Here is an 18,263-nt window from a genome sequence, read left to right as displayed (position 1 = left end):
GGACGTTGCCTCTACTACTGCTCTGGGGGAGCGAGCCCTTCTGACACATGCATCATGCGTTTGTCGTCGATCACAACCACTTCGATCGCCGGCAAGCGCTCCACCATCTTGAGGCCTTTCTCCGGGCCCAGAACAAAAACCGCGGTGGACAAGCCATCGGTGGTCAATGCATCGTCACCAATAATCGTAACGCTCTGTACTCCCTTCACCGAGCGGCCAGTGCTCGGTGACAGTATGTGGTGCACGCGCTCACCGGCGTCATCAACAAAAAAGCGCTCGTAGTCGCCGGATGTGGATACCGCAACATCCGCCAAAGGCAACACCACCGCGTTGTCATTGCCAGACCGGGGATCCCGGATACCCACATACCACGGGCGCCCCCGCTTGTCCCCCAGCAGACGCATATCACCGCCAGCACTCAACCGGGCGTGGCGTATGCCGTGGGCTTCAAGCACTTCAATACCCAGATCGACAGCGTAACCTTTAGCAATGCCGCCCAGGTCCACCAGCATTCCCGGCTGGCGAAACGCCACCGTTTGCCCGGATACATCCAGTACGACATCGCGGAAGTTTACCCGCGTGAGCCCGGTCGCTACCTGTTCATCCGTTGGCTGCTTGCCGGCCCGAAAGTCATAGAGGTAACCCACCGAGCCAAAGGTGACATCGAATGCCCCCTCACTCAGCTCGGACACCTCACGGGCTTTCTGAAGCACCTTAAACAGACCATCACTGACGTTAACCGGGCCTTTTCCAGCCTCCTGGTTCAGCGCTGATAATTCAGAATCTGCCCGGTACCGGCTCATTTGGGTATCGACATGGTGAAATACATCGAATACCTCACGGGCCACCACATCGGCGGTCACGCTTTCATCAGCCCAGAACTCAAGCTCAACGGGCGTTGTCATTGCCGTGTCGGAGTATCGGTGCCACTCGGCACTGGCCGGAAGCGCCACCAGCAATGCGAGCAATGCCATGAGCACCACCGACAGGCTTTCAGTCGAGCGCGAATAGGTCATTCTTCTCAATGTTTCCCTGCCTTATAGCAACGGTTGTGTGATCGAACGCTCGTCCTACAAATTGTTACCGGAACTTCAACTTTAGTCCCATTGTTGGCCGGACAGTATCGGCTGACACTTGAGTTGCCCAATAAACAATCAAAATAACTGTTTGCAACGCAGCCATACCAGCTGTGCTGCCGTTACGGAGGCCAACGTAAATGAGACCAAGGAACGCGCTGATCTTTGCGACTGTCCTGCTATTATCCAGCACGACCGTCCTCGCCGATACCCTCAAGATAGGTTTGAATTACCCCCAGACCGGAAGATACAAGGACCAGGGCCTTCAACAACGGCTTGGCGCCTATCTGGCGGTAGATGAAATCAACCAGGCAGGCGGTGTTATGGGCCAGCCCCTCGAACTGGTGATTCGCAATACCCGTGGAGAACCAGACCAGGGCGCCAGAAATACCGCCGAACTGATTGACCGCGAGGGCGCGCAGATGGTTTTCGGTGGCGTCTCCAGCGCCGTCGCTATTGCTTCCGGCAAAGCCGCCAGGGATCGTAACCGAATCTACTTCGGCACCCTGACGTACTCCAATGCCACCACCGGCGCCGAGGGGCATCGATATATGTTCCGGGAGCCCTACAACGCCTGGATGACGGCCAAGGCACTGAGCCAGTATCTCAATCGTAACCACGCCGACCAGAAGTTTTTCTACATCACCTCAGACTACACCTGGGGATGGTCCGTGGAAGAATCGGTACGAAAGTTTTCCAACACCGAAAACACCGACGTGCACCAGGGTGTAAAAACCCCCTTCCCCCGGGCGCTGATCAATGATTTCCGCGCAGCGCTGGAACAGGCCCAGGAGAGCGATGCCAAGGTATTGATGATGGTATTGTTCGGCGATGACATGGTCCGGGCTCTGAACCTGGCCTATGAAATGGGTTTGACGGAAAAAATGCAGATCGTTGTGCCCAACCTGACACTGGGGATGGTCAGACAGGTTGGCCCGACCATCATGGAAGGTGTTGTTGGTGCCGCCCCCTGGGTCTGGAACCTGCCCTACGAGAACAACTACCAGCGCGGTAAAGACTTTGTTGAGGCCTTCTCAGACCGCTATGAAATGCGCCCTTCATCATCCGCGGCCTCGGCCTACAGCATTGTTTACCAGTACAAGGATGCTGTCGAACGGGCCGGCAGCACCAACACAGACGCCGTTATCCGGGCCCTTGAGGGGCATCGCTACAGCTTCCTGAAAGATGAACAGTACTGGCGCGAGTTCGACCACCAGAATGTCCAGACCGTCTACGTGGTCCGGATCAAACCTCGTGAAACCGTGGTGGCAGACCAGTTCAGCTCTGATTACTTCGAGATCATCGACTTCCTGCCCGGTGATGAAGCCGCACAAACCCGCGAAGAGTGGGAGCAACGCCGCAAAGAGGCAGGTAAGCCCACCCGCCTGTGACAGGGTCGCTTTACCGGACCAGGCAGTTTCCTGATAATCGTTCCATGACAGGCGTTATGTGCGATTATCAGGAGCACTCAGGCAGTGGCAAATAACAAAGGACTGGTTTCAGGCAACTCTCACACTCCCCCCACGCAATGCGATGTTCTGGTGGTCGGGGGCGGCGTAAACGGCACCGGAATTGCCATGGACGCCGCAGGCCGGGGGCTTCGGGTTGTTCTGTGTGAGATGAACGATCTTGCCTCTGCCACTTCGTCCAGCAGCAGCAAACTTATCCACGGCGGTCTGCGCTATCTTGAGCATTACGAATTCCGGCTGGTCAGGGAAGCACTCGGTGAACGGGAGGCCCTGCTACGAAACGCCCCCCACATCATGTGGCCGATGCGTTTTCGCCTGCCCCATCAGCCCCACCTGCGACCAGCGTGGATGATCCGTACCGGCCTTTTCCTCTACGATCATCTGGCCAAGCGCGAACTGCTGCCCGGCTCCCGGTCTATTACCTTTGGCCCGGACTCGCCCCTGAAACCAGACATCAGCCGTGGATTCGAGTATTCGGATGGCTGGGTTGATGATGCCCGGCTGGTGGTACTGTCTGCTCGCAAGGCCGCTGAAAAAGGCGCAACCGTATTGACCCGCACCCGCTGTAGCCGCGCCGAGCGCCGTAACGGGCAATGGCACGCCACCCTGGACGATCACCACCGGGACAAGCAGTACAACATCCGCGCCAAGGTGGTCGTTAACGCCACCGGCCCCTGGGTCAGCAGCCTGTTCGGTGAAAGCCTGTCTATGCCAGCTCCCAAGCAGATCCGCATGGTCAAGGGCAGCCACATCGTGGTACCCAGGCTCAATCAGGATACCGAAGCCTATATTCTTCAGAATCAGGACGAGCGCATTGTTTTCGTGATCCCCTACGAGGACCGCTTCTCCCTGATCGGCACCACCGATGTCGATTACGTGGGCGATCCGTCGCAGGCACGGATTTCCCCAGAGGAAACCGACTATCTGCTGTCGATCGTCAACCAGTATTTCCGCCGGCAACTGTCCGCCAACGATGTAGTCTGGAGTTACTCCGGTGTTCGGCCGCTGATGGACGACGAGGGTGGCACCGCACAGTCTGCCTCTCGCGACTACTCATTCGAGGTTGATGATGAGGACTCGCTGCCCCCTTTGATCTCGGTATTCGGGGGCAAGATCACTACCTACCGGAAGCTCGCCGAAGCTGTGACCGATCAGGTCAGTCGCTATTTTCCCGGCTCCGGCCGATCCTGGACCCGAACGGCCGTGTTGCCCGGCGGCGACTTCAACACTCAGGAGCAACTGGCCACCGAACTCGCAGCCGATTTCCCCTGGCTGGACGATGCTGTAATCCATCGGTTTGTGCGAAGCTATGGCACCAGCAGCTACAACATTCTGGAAGGCTGTCAGAACATGGCCGATCTCGGCCACTGGTTTACCGATACCCTGTCTCGTCGCGAGGTGGATTATCTGATGACCCACGAATGGGCGATCACACCAGAGGACCTGCTCTGGCGGCGAACCAAACAGGGCCTGTACATTAACCCGGAACAATACAGCGAGCTATCTGAGTATATGGCCCGGAGTGGCCAGGTCAGTCCAGAATGCTAGCAACTCTGGCCTGAATGGCCGGCACCACTTCCGCTTCGAACCAGGGATTCTTTCGCAACCAGAGGTTATTGCGGGGGCTGGGATGGGGCATCGGAATGACATCAGGCCAGAATTGTTGCCACTGCCGCACATTCTCGGTAACCGCACGCCTTGCGCCGGGAATATGCCAGGCATGAGCATATTGACCGATCAGCAAGGTCAGGCGAATCTCCGGCAAGCGGTCGAGCAACGCCTGGCGCCAGGCCGGAGCGCACTCGGGGCGAGGAGGAAGGTCTCCGGATTTACCGGTGCCCGGATAACAGAATCCCATGGGCAGAATGGCGAGTTTCTGTTCATCGTAAAAGGTGTCGCGGGTAATGCCCATCCATTGGCGCAGCCGGTCGCCACTGGGGTCGTTAAACGGCAGACCGGTTTCGTGTACCCGTCGACCCGGCGCCTGCCCGACCACGAGAATGCGGGAGGATTCACTAAGCTGAATGACCGGCCTCGGCTCGTGGGGCAGATCGCCTGCACAAATCTGACAGGCACGAACACGCCGAACCAGCTCATCAAAGGACAGGTTTATCAAAGAATCGGTCATACCTCGGAATTTCCTAACGCTTCGGCAGCTCCCAGTAAACCAGTATAGGGCTCTGTCACCACGTAAACCGGTGTAAATTCCATTAGCGGACGCATCCGCCCCTTGGCTACAAAGGCTTCACGGAACGGGCTCTCAAGAAAAAAGTCGAGAAACCCTGGCAGCATACCGCCACACAGGTACACGCCGCCCAGGCTCCCCAGCGTCAGCGCCGAATTGCCTGCGGTTCGCCCAAGCATTTCGCAGAAATGCTGAAGGACTTCCCCGGCCAAGGCATCGGAAGCGTCCACAGCGGCGGCTGTGATCTTCTCCGGAGCATCGAGTGGGGCCGCCACGCCACGGATTTCGGCATGGGCCTGATACAGGTTCAGCAAACCCTGGCCGCACAGAATCCGCTCGACCGACACCCGCCCAAACCTGGCCCGGAGAAGGCGCAACACGTCCATTTCCGTGTCATCGGTGGGGGCAAAATCCACATGGCCCCCTTCAGTCACCAAAGGCACCCAGCCATTTCGAATCGGAACCAGACCGGAAACGCCCAGGCCCGTTCCCGGACCCATCACCAGTTTCGGCCGGCCAGGGTCTCCCGGGCCGCCACAAACGTGCACCAGATTAGCGTCCGATACATGGGGCACGCCCAGCGCCATGGCGGTAAAATCATTGATGACCTTGAAGGCCGACCAGCCAAAGACCTGTCGCACCGCCTCAATGTCAAAGCGCCAGTGGTTGTTGGTCATTGTCACCCGGGTACCGCGCAAGGGGGAGGCCACGGCCAGACAGGCCTGCCTGACCGACGCCACACCTACACGTTCCAGATAGGTGACCACCGCCTGATCCAGGTTCTCGTAATCACGGCAGGGCAAAACTTCAATAGCTTCTGGTTCTATACTGCCCTGCTTCACCAGAGCAAAGCGTGCATTGGTTCCCCCAATGTCCCCCACCAGAGAATAGTGTTCTGCTGTCATGCCTCGTGGTTCCAGAAAAAACTGGCACCTTGTTCAGGGTTGCTTGCCGAACGACGGAACCAACCAAACAGCTCCCGCCCGTAGCCCGTATGATAGCCGGACAAATCCGTCGTTGCAGGCCAGCGGGCGGCCAGCACGTCATCGTCTACCCTGATGCTGAGGGTTCCGTTGCGGGCGTCCAGGACAACGGTATCCCCGTCTTCAACTCGGGCCAAAGGTCCGCCATCTAACGCTTCTGGGTATACGTGGATGGCGGCAGGCACTTTCCCGGAAGCGCCAGACATCCGGCCATCCGTCACCAGGCCCACTTTGTAGCCCCTGTCCTGCAACACCCCCAGATAAGGGGTGAGCTTGTGTAGCTCCGGCATACCATTGGCACGGGGACCTTGAAATCGCACAACCACCACGCAATCCCTATTCAGCTCTCCGGCCTCGAAGGCCGCCTTGAGCTCGTTCTGATCGTTGAATACCACGGCCGGGGCCTCAATGGCATGGTGCTCCGGCGAGACTGCCGAGACCTTGATCACGCCCCTGCCCAGATTGCCCTCCAGCACCCTGAGCCCACCATCCGGCGCAAAAGGCTCGGCCACACCACGGAGTACCTCCGGCATGGCACTTTGCTCTGCTGCAGGCTTCCAGGCGGGCCTATCATCGTCGAGTTCCGGCATGCGGGCGTACTGCTCCAGGCCTGGGCCCATCACTGTGTGCACGTCGTTATGCAGGTATCCGCCAGCAAGCAGTTCGCGGATCAGGAACGGCGTACCACCCGCCTCGTGGAAGGCATTCACATCCTCCTGGCCATTGGGATAGATACGGGTCAACGAGGGCACAACCGCAGAAAGCTCGGCATAGTCATTCCAGTCAATGATGATGCCGGCAGCGCGGGCGATGGCTATCCAGTGAATGGTGTGGTTGGTTGAGCCGCCCGTTACCAGCAGGGCGACCAGAGCATTGACGATGCTCTTTTCGTCTACCATATCGCCCAGCCCCAGATCTCCACCGTTAGGTTTCGATAACCGGATAACCTGTTCCGTCGCTGCCCTGGTCAGCGCATCACGCAGCGGTGTGCCTGGATTCACAAAGGCGGCACCCGGCAAGTGCAGCCCCATCACCTCAACCAACAGCTGGTTGCTGTTGGCGGTGCCATAAAAGGTACAGGTACCGGGACTGTGGTATGACTTGCTCTCGGCTTCCAGCAACTCCTCTTTGCCAATCCTGCCTTCAGCATAGAGCTGACGGATGCGCTGCTTCTCTTTGTTGGGCAATCCGGACGGCATGGGGCCGGCGGGTACCAGTATGGTCGGCAGATAGCCAAAACTCAGCGATCCGATGAGCAGCCCCGGAACAATCTTGTCGCAGATCCCCAACAACAGCGTGGCATCAAACATGTTGTGGCTGAGGGCAACCGCCGTGCTCATGGCGATCGTGTCCCGGGAGAACAGGCTGAGCTCCATACCAGGCTGCCCCTGGGTCACGCCATCACACATGGCGGGTGTGCCCCCGGCAACCTGAGCCACCGACCCCATACCATGGGCCGCCTCGCGGATGATATCGGGGAACTGTTTGTAGGGTTGATGGGCCGAAAGCATATCGTTGTAGGCCGTTACGATTGCCACGTTGGCCTTGTTCATCAACTTGAGCGTGTTCTTATCCGCCTGATTACAGGCGGCAAAGCCGTGGGCAAGGTTGCCACAGGACAGCGTGCCCCGTTGGGGGGAGTTCTTTTTCAGCGCCGCCATACGACAGAGGTACTCTTGCCGCGTGGCTTGACTTCGGGCCACAATTCTCTGAGTAACCTTCACTATGGTTGGATGCATCCTGCAGCCTCCTCTACGGATTCACTCGAACATAGAACAAAGAATAGTAAAAAACGCTTCAAAACATAGACACAGCAAAAAATTATCGCCATTATTTTGGTAACTTTACTACATATCACGAAAGCAGGCACCGGGAGCCCTCGAACATCTAGCGAGGTGAAACCGTGTCACAGAAGGGTCATCAGTAGTTCATATACTGGCACCCGTTTTCATTGACCGCCGGCACTGTCGACTCTTCGACCATACCGGCGAACCCGGAATAAGGACACCCACATATGCTCAGGCGCACGAAAATTGTCGCCACGCTCGGCCCCGCCACAGACACACCGGAGTCACTTGCCGCCATCATCAAGGCTGGCGTTGACGTGACTCGCCTGAATTTTTCCCATGGCAGCGCCGAAGAGCACATGGCCCGGGCCCGCCAGGTTCGTGAAGCCGCTGCAGCACAGAGCCGCTTTGTTGCCCTTCTCGCCGACCTTCAGGGCCCCAAGCTGCGCATCGCGCGATTCACCGATAACAAGGTCTTTCTGGAAGCCGGGCAAACCTTCGTTCTCGACGCCAGCATGGACAAGAACGCCGGCACAGCAGAGCGGGTGGGCATCGACTACGAGCAACTGATTGAAGACGTTACCCCCGGCGACATTCTGGTGCTCGACGACGGCCGCATCGAAATGGAAGTGATGTCGGTAGACGAGCACAGCATTACCTCCAAGGTACTTATTGGCGGCCCATTATCCAACAACAAGGGCCTGAACAAACGAGGCGGAGGACTGTCTGCCGAAGCTCTGACGGAGAAAGACAAGCAGGACATTGTTACCGCCGCCAAACTTGGCGCGGATTATGTCGCCGTCTCATTCGTGCGCACAGCCGAAGATATGCACGTCGCACGCAGACTGCTGAGCGAGGCCGGCTCTGAGGCGGGCCTGGTCGCCAAAATTGAGCGGGCGGAACTGGCGCACGACGACCAGGCCCTGGATGAAGTCATCCTTGCCTCAGACGCCGTCATGGTCGCCCGGGGCGACCTGGCGGTCGAGATTGGCGATGCCGAACTGGTAGCAGTTCAGAAGCACATCATTGCCCGCGCCCGGGTTCTGAACCGGGCGGTCATCACCGCAACCCAGATGATGGAATCGATGATCACCAACCCGATGCCCACCCGGGCCGAGGTGTCCGACGTCGCGAATGCCGTAATGGACTACACCGACGCGGTCATGCTGTCGGCCGAAACCGCAGTAGGTGACTATCCGAAAGAAGCGGTAGAGGCCATGGTACGCATCTGCCTGGGGGCCGAACGGCATCCCTCCATGCACCAGTCCAAACACCGGATTCACGAGAGCATGGAACGGGTCGACGAAGCCATCGCTTTGTCTGCCATGTACGCCGCCAACCACCTGCAGGGTGTGCGTGCCATCATCTGCATGACTGAAACGGGCGCCACTCCCAGACTGATGTCCCGCATCAAATCCAGCCTGCCGATCTTTGCTCTGTCGCGCCATCACTCCACCCAGCACCGGGTGGTTCTTTTCCGCGGCGTACAGACCATACCCTTCGATTCGGCCCGGATTGCCAATGAGCAGACCAATGCTGAGGCCGTGGAACAACTGCGCAGACGCGGCGTAGTCGGCGAAGGCGATCTGGTGGTGATTACCAAAGGGGATTACGTCAACGCTCAGGGCGGCACCAACACTATGAAAATCGTGCGCGTTGGCAGCGATATCCGCTAGCCGCCAAGCAGCGCCTGGCACAGCCTTCGGCCAGACACACAAAACCCACCACGGCGGTGGGTTTTGTGTTTACCGGTTTAAAGGTCGCCCAGGCTTCCCCTGGCAATATCCGACACTGCCGACCAGTCTTTACCGGCAATGGCCTCTGCCGGCGTGAGCCAGGACCCACCCACAGCACGGACATTCGGCAACGCCAGATAGTCTCTGGCTGTCTGCCGGCTAATGCCACCCGTCGGACAAAAGACGACGTCGGGAAATGGCCCGCTGAAGGCCTTAAGCGCAGGGATACCCCCCGCCACTTCCGCCGGGAAAAACTTGAACTCCCGATAGCCCAGCGCATACCCCATCATCAGCTCGGACACCGTCGAAATCCCAGGCAACAGCGGTGCCTCGGAGGTAACACCGAACTCCAGAATGGCCTCAGTAACCCCGGGGGTAATCACAAACTGCGCACCAGCAGACTCCACCTGTCGATACTGGGCAATACTGGTAACCGTTCCTGCACCAACCCAGGCTTCGGGAATGGCTTTCCTGACCTTTTCAATGGCCCGCACTCCATGCTCGGTGCGCAAGGTGATTTCAAGTACCCGGATACCTCCATCTACCAGCGCACGGCACAGCGGGATGGCATCGTCCGGGTCTTTGATCGCAATCACAGGCACCAGAGGTGAGGCGGCCAGAACGGCCTGTACCCGCTCGCGATGATAGTCCGACAATTGATTCATGATGATCTCCTAAAGCAGTTAGCGGCGGTGACCAGACAAGCAGCGCGGCGTCACGGGCTCCAGAACACTTCCAGGCCGGGTTTCAGGAAGGCCCGCACCGGCATGGCAAATACATCATCCAGAGCCGAACACGCCCTTCTGAGCGTCTCCAGCTTGTCCTCCCCTTTCAGGTGCAGCGCGATAAAGCGCGCTTGCGCCAGTACTGCCCGGGTCAGAGTCACCCTGGGCTGAGGCTGGGATTCGGGTGTCATCGCCGCTACCAGGCCAGTATTGAACTCATCCATGGCTTCAGGCAATTCAGGCGCATCCGGAAACAGCGAAGCGGTATGACCGTCATTGCCCATTCCCAGTATCACCACATCCAACGGCAGAACCAGCACCGAAAGTGCCTGCCGAACTGCCTCCAATCCTTTATCCGGGATTTCCCCCGGCTGCTTCAGTGCCAGGTAACGGGCTTTCCCAGCCCTGCCCACTAACAGATTGTTTTTGACCAGGGTTGTGTTACTGGCAGGATCGCCCTCCGGCACCCAGCGCTCGTCCGCCAGCACAATATCCACTCTGGACCAGTCCAGATCGGCCTCGGACAACGCCTTGAAGAAGGGCAAAGGCGTAGCGCCTCCGGACACCACCAGGCTGGCCCTGGGCGCCTGCTCAAGACGACTGGCGAGCACATCGGCGACCATCGAGGCCAAGGCCCGGGCCACGCCCCCGGCATTATCGTCGGCGTGGAACCCGACCCCCTCTGGCAAGCGAATGTCAGGCATCCTCATACCAGCTCCTCCCATCCCGCGTGATCATGGCAATGGAGGCAACCGGGCCCCAGGTGCCGGCGGCATATCGCTTGGGCGGTTCGCCACTGTCTCGCCAGTTCGCGATAATCTCGTCGACCCAGCGCCAGGCGTATTCCACCTCATCCCTGCGAACAAAAAGGTATTGATTACCTTTCATCACCTCCCACAGCAGACGCTCATAGGCATCCGGAATGCGCTCCGCTTCAAAGGTTTCGGAGAAGGTCAGCTCCAACGGTCCCTGCCGCAATCGCATCCCCTTATCCAGACCCTGATCCTTGGTGAGGATTTTCAGTGCCATTCCCTCATCTGGCTGCAACCGGATAATCAGTTTGTTGTTGGCCAAATGCTTCTGGTCCGGGTCAAAAATATAGTGAGGCGCGGGCTTGAAATGGATGATGATCTGGGAAAGCTTCTCCGGTAGTCGTTTGCCTGTGCGGATGTAAAATGGCACGCCAGACCAGCGCCAGTTGTCGATCTCAGCCTTCAGGGCCACGAAGGTTTCGGTGGCACTGCCCTTGTTGGCATCTTCCTCCTCCAGATAACCCGGAACCGGCTTGCCATTGCTGGTGCCTGCAGTGTACTGACCACGCACGACGTACCGATCCATCATGTCCGGGGTAATCCGCTTCAGCGCCTTGAGTACCTTTACCTTCTCGTCCCGGATACTATCCGCTGACAGGTCGGCAGGCGGATCCATCGCCATCAGGCACAGCAACTGCAGCAGGTGATTCTGAATCATGTCGCGAATCTGACCGGCCTGATCAAAATAGCCCCAGCGCCCTTCTATACCGACGCTCTCCGCGACGGTGATTTCAACGTGAGAGATATGATTCTGATCCCACTGGGAAGCAAACAGGTTGTTGGCGAATCTCAGGGCAATCAGGTTCTGCACGGTCTCCTTACCCAGATAGTGATCAATCCGGAACAACTGGTTTTCGTGGTAGACCTCTCCAAGCTCATCGTTGATGACCCGGGAAGACTCAAGGTCGTGGCCAATAGGCTTTTCCACCACCACCCGGGTTTTCTCATTACAACAACTGGTCGCCTTCATATTGCGGGCAATCACGCCATACATCGAAGGCGGCGTGGCCATATAGACGATGAGTTCGTTGTTGGGTTCATCCCGCCACTCCCGCAGGGCCCCATAGCCGTCGGGATCGGTAAAATCCAGCAACAGGTAATCCACCCGCTGCAGAAATGCATTCGCCACACCAGCATCAAACTCACTGTCTTTCACATGATAGCGAAGCTTTTCAAACAGTTGCTCCCGGACGTCCGCTGTTGTTGCCTTCGTGCGGGCAATCGCCAGAATGCGACTGCCCTGCGCGAGCAAGCCCGCGCGCTCCAGCTGATACAGCGCTGGGAAGAGTTTACGCTGAGCCAGGTCACCCAAGGCGCCAAAAAGCATCAGGTCACACGGGGCATTCGCGTTCTTTACCATGAGTCGCGCCCTCCATGATTTGCCGCTCCACTTCATTCACATTAACAGGAAGTAGTAGTTTTAGAAAAAAAACAGTCAAATTGCTGACTCCCACCCCTCAGAAAACCACGTTATGACACGTTGACTACCGCAAACACACCAATAAAACGGTATACTCCCGAGTTCTTAGATGATTCGGCCCCCAAGAGATCAACGGAGCATCCATTCATGACAACCAGTCACGCGCACCGGGAAGAGAATCTGCTGGAAGACATTCAGGAACGCCTGGATAATCTGAACAAGTCCGAGCGCAAAGTGGCAGAAGCGATTCTTAAGGACCCCAGCGCTGCAACGCGGTACAGCATTGCAGCCCTGGCCCGGGCGGCCAATGTCAGCGAACCTACTGTAAACCGATTCTGTCGGAGTTTTTCAGCGACGGGCTTCCCGGACTTCAAGATCCGATTAGCACAGAGCATTGCGACAGGAACACCCTATGTCGGCCAGAATATAGAGCCAGACGACACCGTGGCTGAATTCGCTGACAAAATCATGCTCAGCACCATTGCCAACCTGGATAAGTCTCGCCAGTCACTCGATCACAAAGCGCTAGCTTCGGCCATCGACTATCTTATCCAGGCAAAACAGATCCACTTTTTTGGAATGGGCGGCTCAGCGTCGGTCGCACTCGATGCCCAGCACAAGTTTTTTCGATTCAACATTCCCGTAACCTCATACGACGACGCTCTCATGCAGAGAATGGTGGCGGCAGGGGCGCAGGTCGGAGATGTGATCGTGATGATCTCGTACACCGGCCGAACCAAGGAAAGCGTTGATATCGCCAGAGTGGCACGAGAGAACGGCGCAACGGTTATTGGTATAACAAACCCGGAATCCCCACTTGCGGAGTTCTGTACGGTGGTGGTTGGCGTCACAACCCCGGAAGACACAGAAGTGTACATGCCCATGTCTTCCAGAATTATTCATTTGACGGTCATCGACATCCTCGCAACCGGTGTAACGCTGAAACGTGGATCGGATTTTCTGGGCCATCTCAAGAAAATCAAGGAAAGCCTGAAAGCTACCCGATATCCGAAAGAATGAACCGCTCACAAAAAAGCCCCCGAAAGGGGGCTTTTTTGTGAGGTCTATAGCAAATCAGTTCCGCTCAACCTCAGCTGTGTTGCGAAGGTACTGCTGGTAGGCGGTATACTCACGCTGCCCCTCCAGCTGCGCCAGGAAACGCATCAGCTGTTGGTATTCCGCACCTTCCTGATCAACCTCACCTTCGTTGACCCCGGTCAGGACAATGACAGCAGCCTGATCGGCCGTAACGGAGCGGCCAACGGTTGGCGAGTCACCATCCGGGCGGGCCATAGAAAACACTTCCTGCACCACGCGCGGGCTCAGGCCAGACACACTCCGCCCCTGATCTTCAAACTGCTGCCATTCACCGGCACCAAGCTCGTCAGCACTGGTACCGGATTCAAGCTGCGCCACGAGCTCATCAACACGGGCTGCCAGCGCTTCCCGGGTTTCGGTTCTCTCCAGAATCCGACGAATCTCCGGCTCCACATCGGCCAACTCCAATTGGCGCGGTTCGTGATACTCGCGCACCCGGGCAACGACCGACACGTTATCACCCACGTCGATCAGCTCGGTATTGTAGCCACCCTCAAGTACATCTTCAGAGAACAGTTGACGTACCAGACCCGCATGATCAAAGGGTGCTGCACCGCCATCCCTGCTGACACCCTCGACCACCCGAATTTCCAGACCCAGCTCTTCGGCCGGGCCGGCAAGATCGTCGGCGGCGTAGGCCGCATCAGCCAGTTGCGAGCGAACTTCCGCAAAACGCTCACTGGCCTTGGTTCTGGCCAATTCGAGTCGCAGATCTTCACGCAACTCGTCAAAGGCAGGCACATCGGAGCGGCGCACCTCTTCCAGCTTGATCAGATGAAGACCAAAGCTGGTCTCAACCGGGCCAGAAACTTCGCCTTCTTCCAGCCCAAACAGAGCGTCTTCAAAGGCTTCATCGTAGACACCACGGCCGGCAAAACCGAGATCACCACCTTCCTGCGCAGACACGGTATCGACTGAGTATTCCTCGGCCAGGACGGCAAACGACTCACCCTCTTCAAGGCGCTGCTGGATGGTTGCGAGAGTCGCCTGCCCTTCATCACCGGCCTCTACAAGAATGTGAGCGGCACGGCGCTCTTCCCGTGCGTATTCTTCAGCACGCTCTTCGTAATAGGTCCGCAATTCATCTTCGGCGACCTCGATGGACTCCGCCAACGCTCCCTGGGACAAGGTAATGTAGGCAGCATCCACCTGCTCTGGCTGACGAAACTGGTCACGGTTCTCGTCGTAGTACGCCTGTACGTCCGCCTCGGTCACATCCACCTGGTCCTGAACACTACTGCCATCGAGAGTCAGCACGCGGAAGTCACGGGTCTGGTTCTGAATGGCCAGCAAATGGGCTGCATTCTCAGGTGCCACGACACCGGTCTGGGCGATCGCCGCGCGAATCTGGTTTACCACATAGTTCTTGCGCATGCTTTCGCGGAACTCGGCAACGCCCATGCCCAAATTGCGCACTGTGGCTACAAACCGATCACGATTGAACTGGCCATCCACCTGGAACTGGGGCATCTGGGTAATCAGGGAATCGATGTCGGCATCGGTCAGCTCTAGCCCCTGGCTCTGAGCGTCCTGAGTGAGCACGGCCTCCCGGATCAACGCATCCAGCACGTCGCGGCGAATCTGATCCTCGTCCAACAGGGATTGATCCGGATTCTCCATCTGCATCAGGCGCTGCTGACTTTCCATCTGTACGGTACGCAGAAACTCCCGCTCGGTGATGTCCTGGCCGTTAACCGTTGCCACTTCTGGCTCGCCAGTGAAGCCGCCAATGATGGCATCCATTCCCCAGATCGAGAGGGAAATAATCAATAGGCCAACGATAACCTTGGCGATCGTACTCTGGGCGTTATCCCGAATATCTTGAAGCATGTTGTTCTCGAATCCCTGTTCAAGGTTCTGCTGTTGGTAGTGGTGAGGCGAAAGCTGAGTGAGCCACCGTTAACACGCAAAAAGGCGCACCCTTACCGGAATGCGCCTTGAATTCTGATGGCAGCTCCCGAAACCGGGAACTGCCAGAGAAAGAACCGTTACTTAACGGCGTCTTTCAGGGCCTTGCCTGCCTTGAATCCAGGCACTTTAGAGGCCGGAATCTTGATTTCTGCACCAGTCTGCGGGTTGCGACCAGTACGGGCAGCACGCTCTTTCACAGAGAAGGTGCCAAAGCCGATCAGGGTAACCTGGTCGCCTTTCTTCAGTGCACCGGTGATTGAGTTGGTCATGGCATCCAGCGCACGGCCAGCTGCGGCTTTGGAGATGTCTGCGGACTCTGCAATTGCATCGATCAGTTCGGACTTGTTCACACTAAACCCCTTCGATTTCAGGTTGAAGATGTTATAGGTCGGTTTGTTTTTTCGCGGACGTTCTCGACTATCGCATAAGCGATGGGAGAATTCCATTCTTCAGTTTTTTTATTCCTTGCGGCATTAAACCGGTGTTCGGAATAGGCACTTACTGCGCGGGAGCCCTTGGTATTGGCTGCTTCACGGCGAAACAGTTATACCAACGGGCTCTCAGGCGTGTCAACAACTCATCCGGTGTTTAATGTGTATTTATGCGCTCTGCAGCGTCGCCGGAATCATCAGAAGTGGCCGATTTGCCGGTTTCCTTGTCAGCATTTTCAGCCCGGGGATCCGGCTGGTAAGCCAGCGCAATATCCAGAACCTCATCAATCCACTTGACCGGACGAATCTCCAGCGATTCTTTGATGTTGGCCGGTATCTCTTTGAGATCCCTGACATTTTCATCCGGGATAATGACAGTCTTGATGCCGCCGCGATGGGCTGCCAGCAGCTTTTCCTTCAAGCCGCCGATCGCCAGAACGCGACCTCGCAAGGTGATTTCACCGGTCATCGCCACATCCGCCCGAACGGGAATTCGGGTCAGTGCAGAAACCAGTGCTGTACACATGCCAATACCGGCACTCGGGCCATCTTTCGGGGTTGCCCCCTCTGGTACGTGCACGTGAAGATCGTGTTTTTCGTGGAAATCATCCGCCACACCCAGGCCGGCCGCCCTGCTCCGGACCACTGTAAGTGCCGTCTGAATGGATTCCTGCATAACGTCACCCAGCGAGCCGGTTTTAACGACACGACCCTTACCTGGCGTCAAAGCGCACTCGATGGTCAACAGCTCGCCCCCGACCTGGGTCCATGCCAGACCGGTCACCTGTCCGATCTGGTTGGTTTCTTCTGCCAGTCCGTATTTGAACTTTTTGACGCCTGAGTAATCCTCCAGAAGATCCGGCGTCAGGGTCACCGAGGCCTTGGTGCTGCTCTCTACGTGCTCACGCACCACCTTACGGCAGATCTTGGCGATTTCGCGCTCAAGACCCCGTACACCGGCTTCCCGAGTGTAGTAGCGGATCAGGTCCCGAATGGTCTCTTCCGGCAGTTTCAGTTCGTCCTTGCGCAGACCATTGGCCTTGAGCTGCTTGGGCAGAAGGTAACGCAACGCAATATTGACCTTCTCATCTTCGGTGTATCCGGGAATCCGGATGATCTCCATGCGGTCCAGCAGTGCCGGTGGAATATCCATGGAGTTGGAGGTACACACGAACATCACATCAGAGAGGTCGTAATCGACCTCCAGGTAGTGGTCATTGAACGTATGGTTCTGTTCCGGGTCCAACACCTCAAGCAGAGCCGAGGCCGGATCGCCACGATGGTCCATGCCCATCTTGTCGATTTCGTCGAACAGGAAAAGCGGGTTCTTCACACCCACCTTGGAAAGCTTCTGCAACAACTTGCCCGGCAGCGCGCCGATGTAAGTCTTGCGGTGTCCCCGTATCTCGGCTTCGTCACGCACACCACCCAGCGCCATGCGGGTGTATTTGCGATTGGTGGCCTTGGCGATGGACTGCCCAAGTGAGGTCTTGCCAACCCCGGGAGGCCCTACCAGGCAAAGCACAGGCCCTTTCACCTTCTTGACCCGACTCTGAACCGCCAGATACTCCAGAATACGCTTCTTCACCTCGTCCAGGCCGTAGTGATCCCGGTCCAGGATTTCGCGGGCCTTTTCAAGGTCGTGACGAACCCGACTGCGCTTCTTCCAGGGGACCGCCAGCATCCAGTCAATGTAGCCGCGCACCACGGTAGCTTCCGCGGACATTGGCGACATCATCTTGAGCTTGTTCAGCTCTGTTTCGGTTTTCTTCCGGGCCTCTTCCGGCAGACCGGCTTCCTCAAGCTTCTGCTCGAGTTCCTCGAAATCGTTGTTACCCTCGCCGAGCTGGCCCATTTCCTTCTGGATCGCTTTCATCTGCTCGTTCAGGTAATACTCGCGCTGACTGCGCTCCATCTGCTTTTTCACACGGCCACGGATGCGCTTCTCCACTTCGATCAGATCAATCTCACCGTCCAGCTTGCCCAGCAAAAGATCAACCCGCTTACGAACGTCCAGAGCTTCCAGCAACTCCTGTTTCTCGGGAATCCGCATCTCCAGATGCGCGGCCATGGTATCGACCAGACGCTCAAGTTCGTGGATACCGGTCAAAGCATTGGAAACCTCAGATGGCACCTTTTTGGACAGCTTCACGTACTTCTCGAATTCGTCCATCAGGGTCTTGGTGAGGACGTCTTCCTCGCGCTCCGGCAAGGATTCCTCATCCATCAGAATGGCCTGGCCGGACAGGTAATCGCCTTCCTCGATGTCAGAAATGCTGGCTCGGGAATTACCCTCTACCAGAACCTTGACGGTGCCATCCGGCAGCCGAAGCATCTGCAGCACCGTCGCCAGGGTGCCCATGGCAAATACATCCTTCGGGCCCGGCTCGTCGGTGGAGGCATCTTTCTGGGCTACCAGCAGGATTTCCTTGCTGCCCTCCATTGCCGCTTCCAGCGCCTGAATGGATTTTTCGCGGCCCACAAACAGCGGAACCACCATGTGCGGGAACACCACCACATCACGCAAAGGAAGCAGCGGGTATTCGTGCACAGTTTCATCAGGTATACGGGTCATGGGGAATCCTCTGACAGTATTTCTTTCAGCATATCACCCAACATTGGGGCGCTGA

General features: G+C 57.3%; 14 protein-coding genes. 4 read left to right on the top strand and 10 right to left on the bottom strand.

Annotated features, from left to right (window positions below):
- Window positions 1-14: 14 nt before the first annotated feature.
- A complete protein-coding gene (locus tag MARHY_RS07090) occupies window positions 15-1,016 on the bottom strand; it encodes an FAD:protein FMN transferase (RefSeq protein WP_014421167.1) in 1,002 nt (333 codons plus the stop codon).
- A 200-nt stretch (window positions 1,017-1,216) separates the two neighbouring features.
- Between MARHY_RS07090 and MARHY_RS07085 the strand changes: the two genes are divergently transcribed.
- Complete coding sequence (locus tag MARHY_RS07085; protein ID WP_011785305.1) at window positions 1,217-2,467, top strand: substrate-binding protein; 1,251 nt, start codon at window positions 1,217-1,219, stop codon at window positions 2,465-2,467.
- A gap of 84 nt (window positions 2,468-2,551) precedes the next feature.
- Window positions 2,552-4,093, top strand: a complete 1,542-nt coding sequence (gene glpD, locus MARHY_RS07080; protein WP_011785306.1) for a glycerol-3-phosphate dehydrogenase — start codon at window positions 2,552-2,554, stop codon at window positions 4,091-4,093.
- On the opposite strand, the gene MARHY_RS07075 is transcribed toward glpD, so the two are convergent.
- The 3 genes from MARHY_RS07075 to edd are packed head-to-tail and all read right to left on the bottom strand — an operon-like array spanning window position 4,077 to window position 7,452.
- On the bottom strand, window positions 4,077-4,673 hold the full coding sequence (locus MARHY_RS07075) for a uracil-DNA glycosylase family protein (RefSeq protein ID WP_011785307.1): 597 nt from the start codon (window positions 4,671-4,673) through the stop codon (window positions 4,077-4,079). The two genes, glpD and MARHY_RS07075, sit on opposite strands and share 17 nt — an antisense overlap.
- On the bottom strand, window positions 4,670-5,635 hold the full coding sequence (gene glk / locus MARHY_RS07070) for a glucokinase (RefSeq protein WP_014421165.1): 966 nt from the start codon (window positions 5,633-5,635) through the stop codon (window positions 4,670-4,672). Before glk ends, MARHY_RS07075 begins: the two co-directional genes overlap by 4 nt.
- Window positions 5,632-7,452, bottom strand: a complete 1,821-nt coding sequence (gene edd / locus MARHY_RS07065; protein ID WP_014421164.1) for a phosphogluconate dehydratase — start codon at window positions 7,450-7,452, stop codon at window positions 5,632-5,634. The genes glk and edd overlap by 4 nt, the downstream gene beginning before the upstream one ends.
- A 275-nt stretch (window positions 7,453-7,727) precedes the next feature.
- Here edd and pyk point away from each other — a divergent pair, with 275 nt between their 5' ends.
- Entirely contained in the window at window positions 7,728-9,176 is a 1,449-nt protein-coding gene (pyk, locus tag MARHY_RS07060) for a pyruvate kinase (RefSeq protein ID WP_014421163.1), read from the top strand.
- 77 nt (window positions 9,177-9,253) lie between these two features.
- Here pyk and MARHY_RS07055 read toward each other — a convergent pair whose 3' ends face one another.
- Genes MARHY_RS07055 through zwf form a run of 3 tightly spaced genes read right to left on the bottom strand, consistent with a single transcriptional unit; the run spans window position 9,254 to window position 12,133 of the window.
- Entirely contained in the window at window positions 9,254-9,901 is a 648-nt protein-coding gene (locus MARHY_RS07055) for a bifunctional 4-hydroxy-2-oxoglutarate aldolase/2-dehydro-3-deoxy-phosphogluconate aldolase (protein ID WP_014421162.1), read from the bottom strand.
- Between the two features lie 50 nt (window positions 9,902-9,951).
- Entirely contained in the window at window positions 9,952-10,665 is a 714-nt protein-coding gene (pgl, locus tag MARHY_RS07050) for a 6-phosphogluconolactonase (RefSeq protein WP_014421161.1), read from the bottom strand.
- On the bottom strand, window positions 10,658-12,133 hold the full coding sequence (gene zwf / locus MARHY_RS07045; protein ID WP_014421160.1) for a glucose-6-phosphate dehydrogenase: 1,476 nt from the start codon (window positions 12,131-12,133) through the stop codon (window positions 10,658-10,660). Before zwf ends, pgl begins: the two co-directional genes overlap by 8 nt.
- 207 nt (window positions 12,134-12,340) lie before the next feature.
- On the opposite strand from zwf, the gene MARHY_RS07040 reads away from it, so the two are divergent.
- Window positions 12,341-13,213: a MurR/RpiR family transcriptional regulator gene (locus MARHY_RS07040; RefSeq protein ID WP_011785314.1), complete on the top strand. Its 873-nt coding sequence runs from the start codon at window positions 12,341-12,343 to the stop codon at window positions 13,211-13,213.
- 54 nt (window positions 13,214-13,267) lie between these two features.
- Here MARHY_RS07040 and MARHY_RS07035 read toward each other — a convergent pair whose 3' ends face one another.
- The 3 genes from MARHY_RS07035 to lon all read right to left on the bottom strand — a co-directional run bounded on the left by MARHY_RS07035 (window position 13,268) and on the right by lon (window position 18,208).
- Entirely contained in the window at window positions 13,268-15,121 is a 1,854-nt protein-coding gene (locus tag MARHY_RS07035) for a SurA N-terminal domain-containing protein (RefSeq protein ID WP_014421159.1), read from the bottom strand.
- Window positions 15,122-15,279: 158 nt separating this feature from the next.
- Window positions 15,280-15,552: a non-specific DNA-binding protein Hbs gene (hbs, locus tag MARHY_RS07030; protein ID WP_008174603.1), complete on the bottom strand. Its 273-nt coding sequence runs from the start codon at window positions 15,550-15,552 to the stop codon at window positions 15,280-15,282.
- Window positions 15,553-15,790: 238 nt separating this feature from the next.
- On the bottom strand, window positions 15,791-18,208 hold the full coding sequence (gene lon, locus MARHY_RS07025) for an endopeptidase La (RefSeq protein WP_014421157.1): 2,418 nt from the start codon (window positions 18,206-18,208) through the stop codon (window positions 15,791-15,793).
- Window positions 18,209-18,263: the final 55 nt, after the last annotated feature.

Origin of the sequence: Marinobacter nauticus ATCC 49840 (assembly GCF_000284615.1) — a bacterium.
In the GTDB taxonomy this organism is placed as follows: domain Bacteria; phylum Pseudomonadota; class Gammaproteobacteria; order Pseudomonadales; family Oleiphilaceae; genus Marinobacter; species Marinobacter nauticus.
The sequence above is the reverse complement of the archived record's forward strand: the minus strand, read 5'-3'. Positions and strand labels throughout refer to the sequence as shown.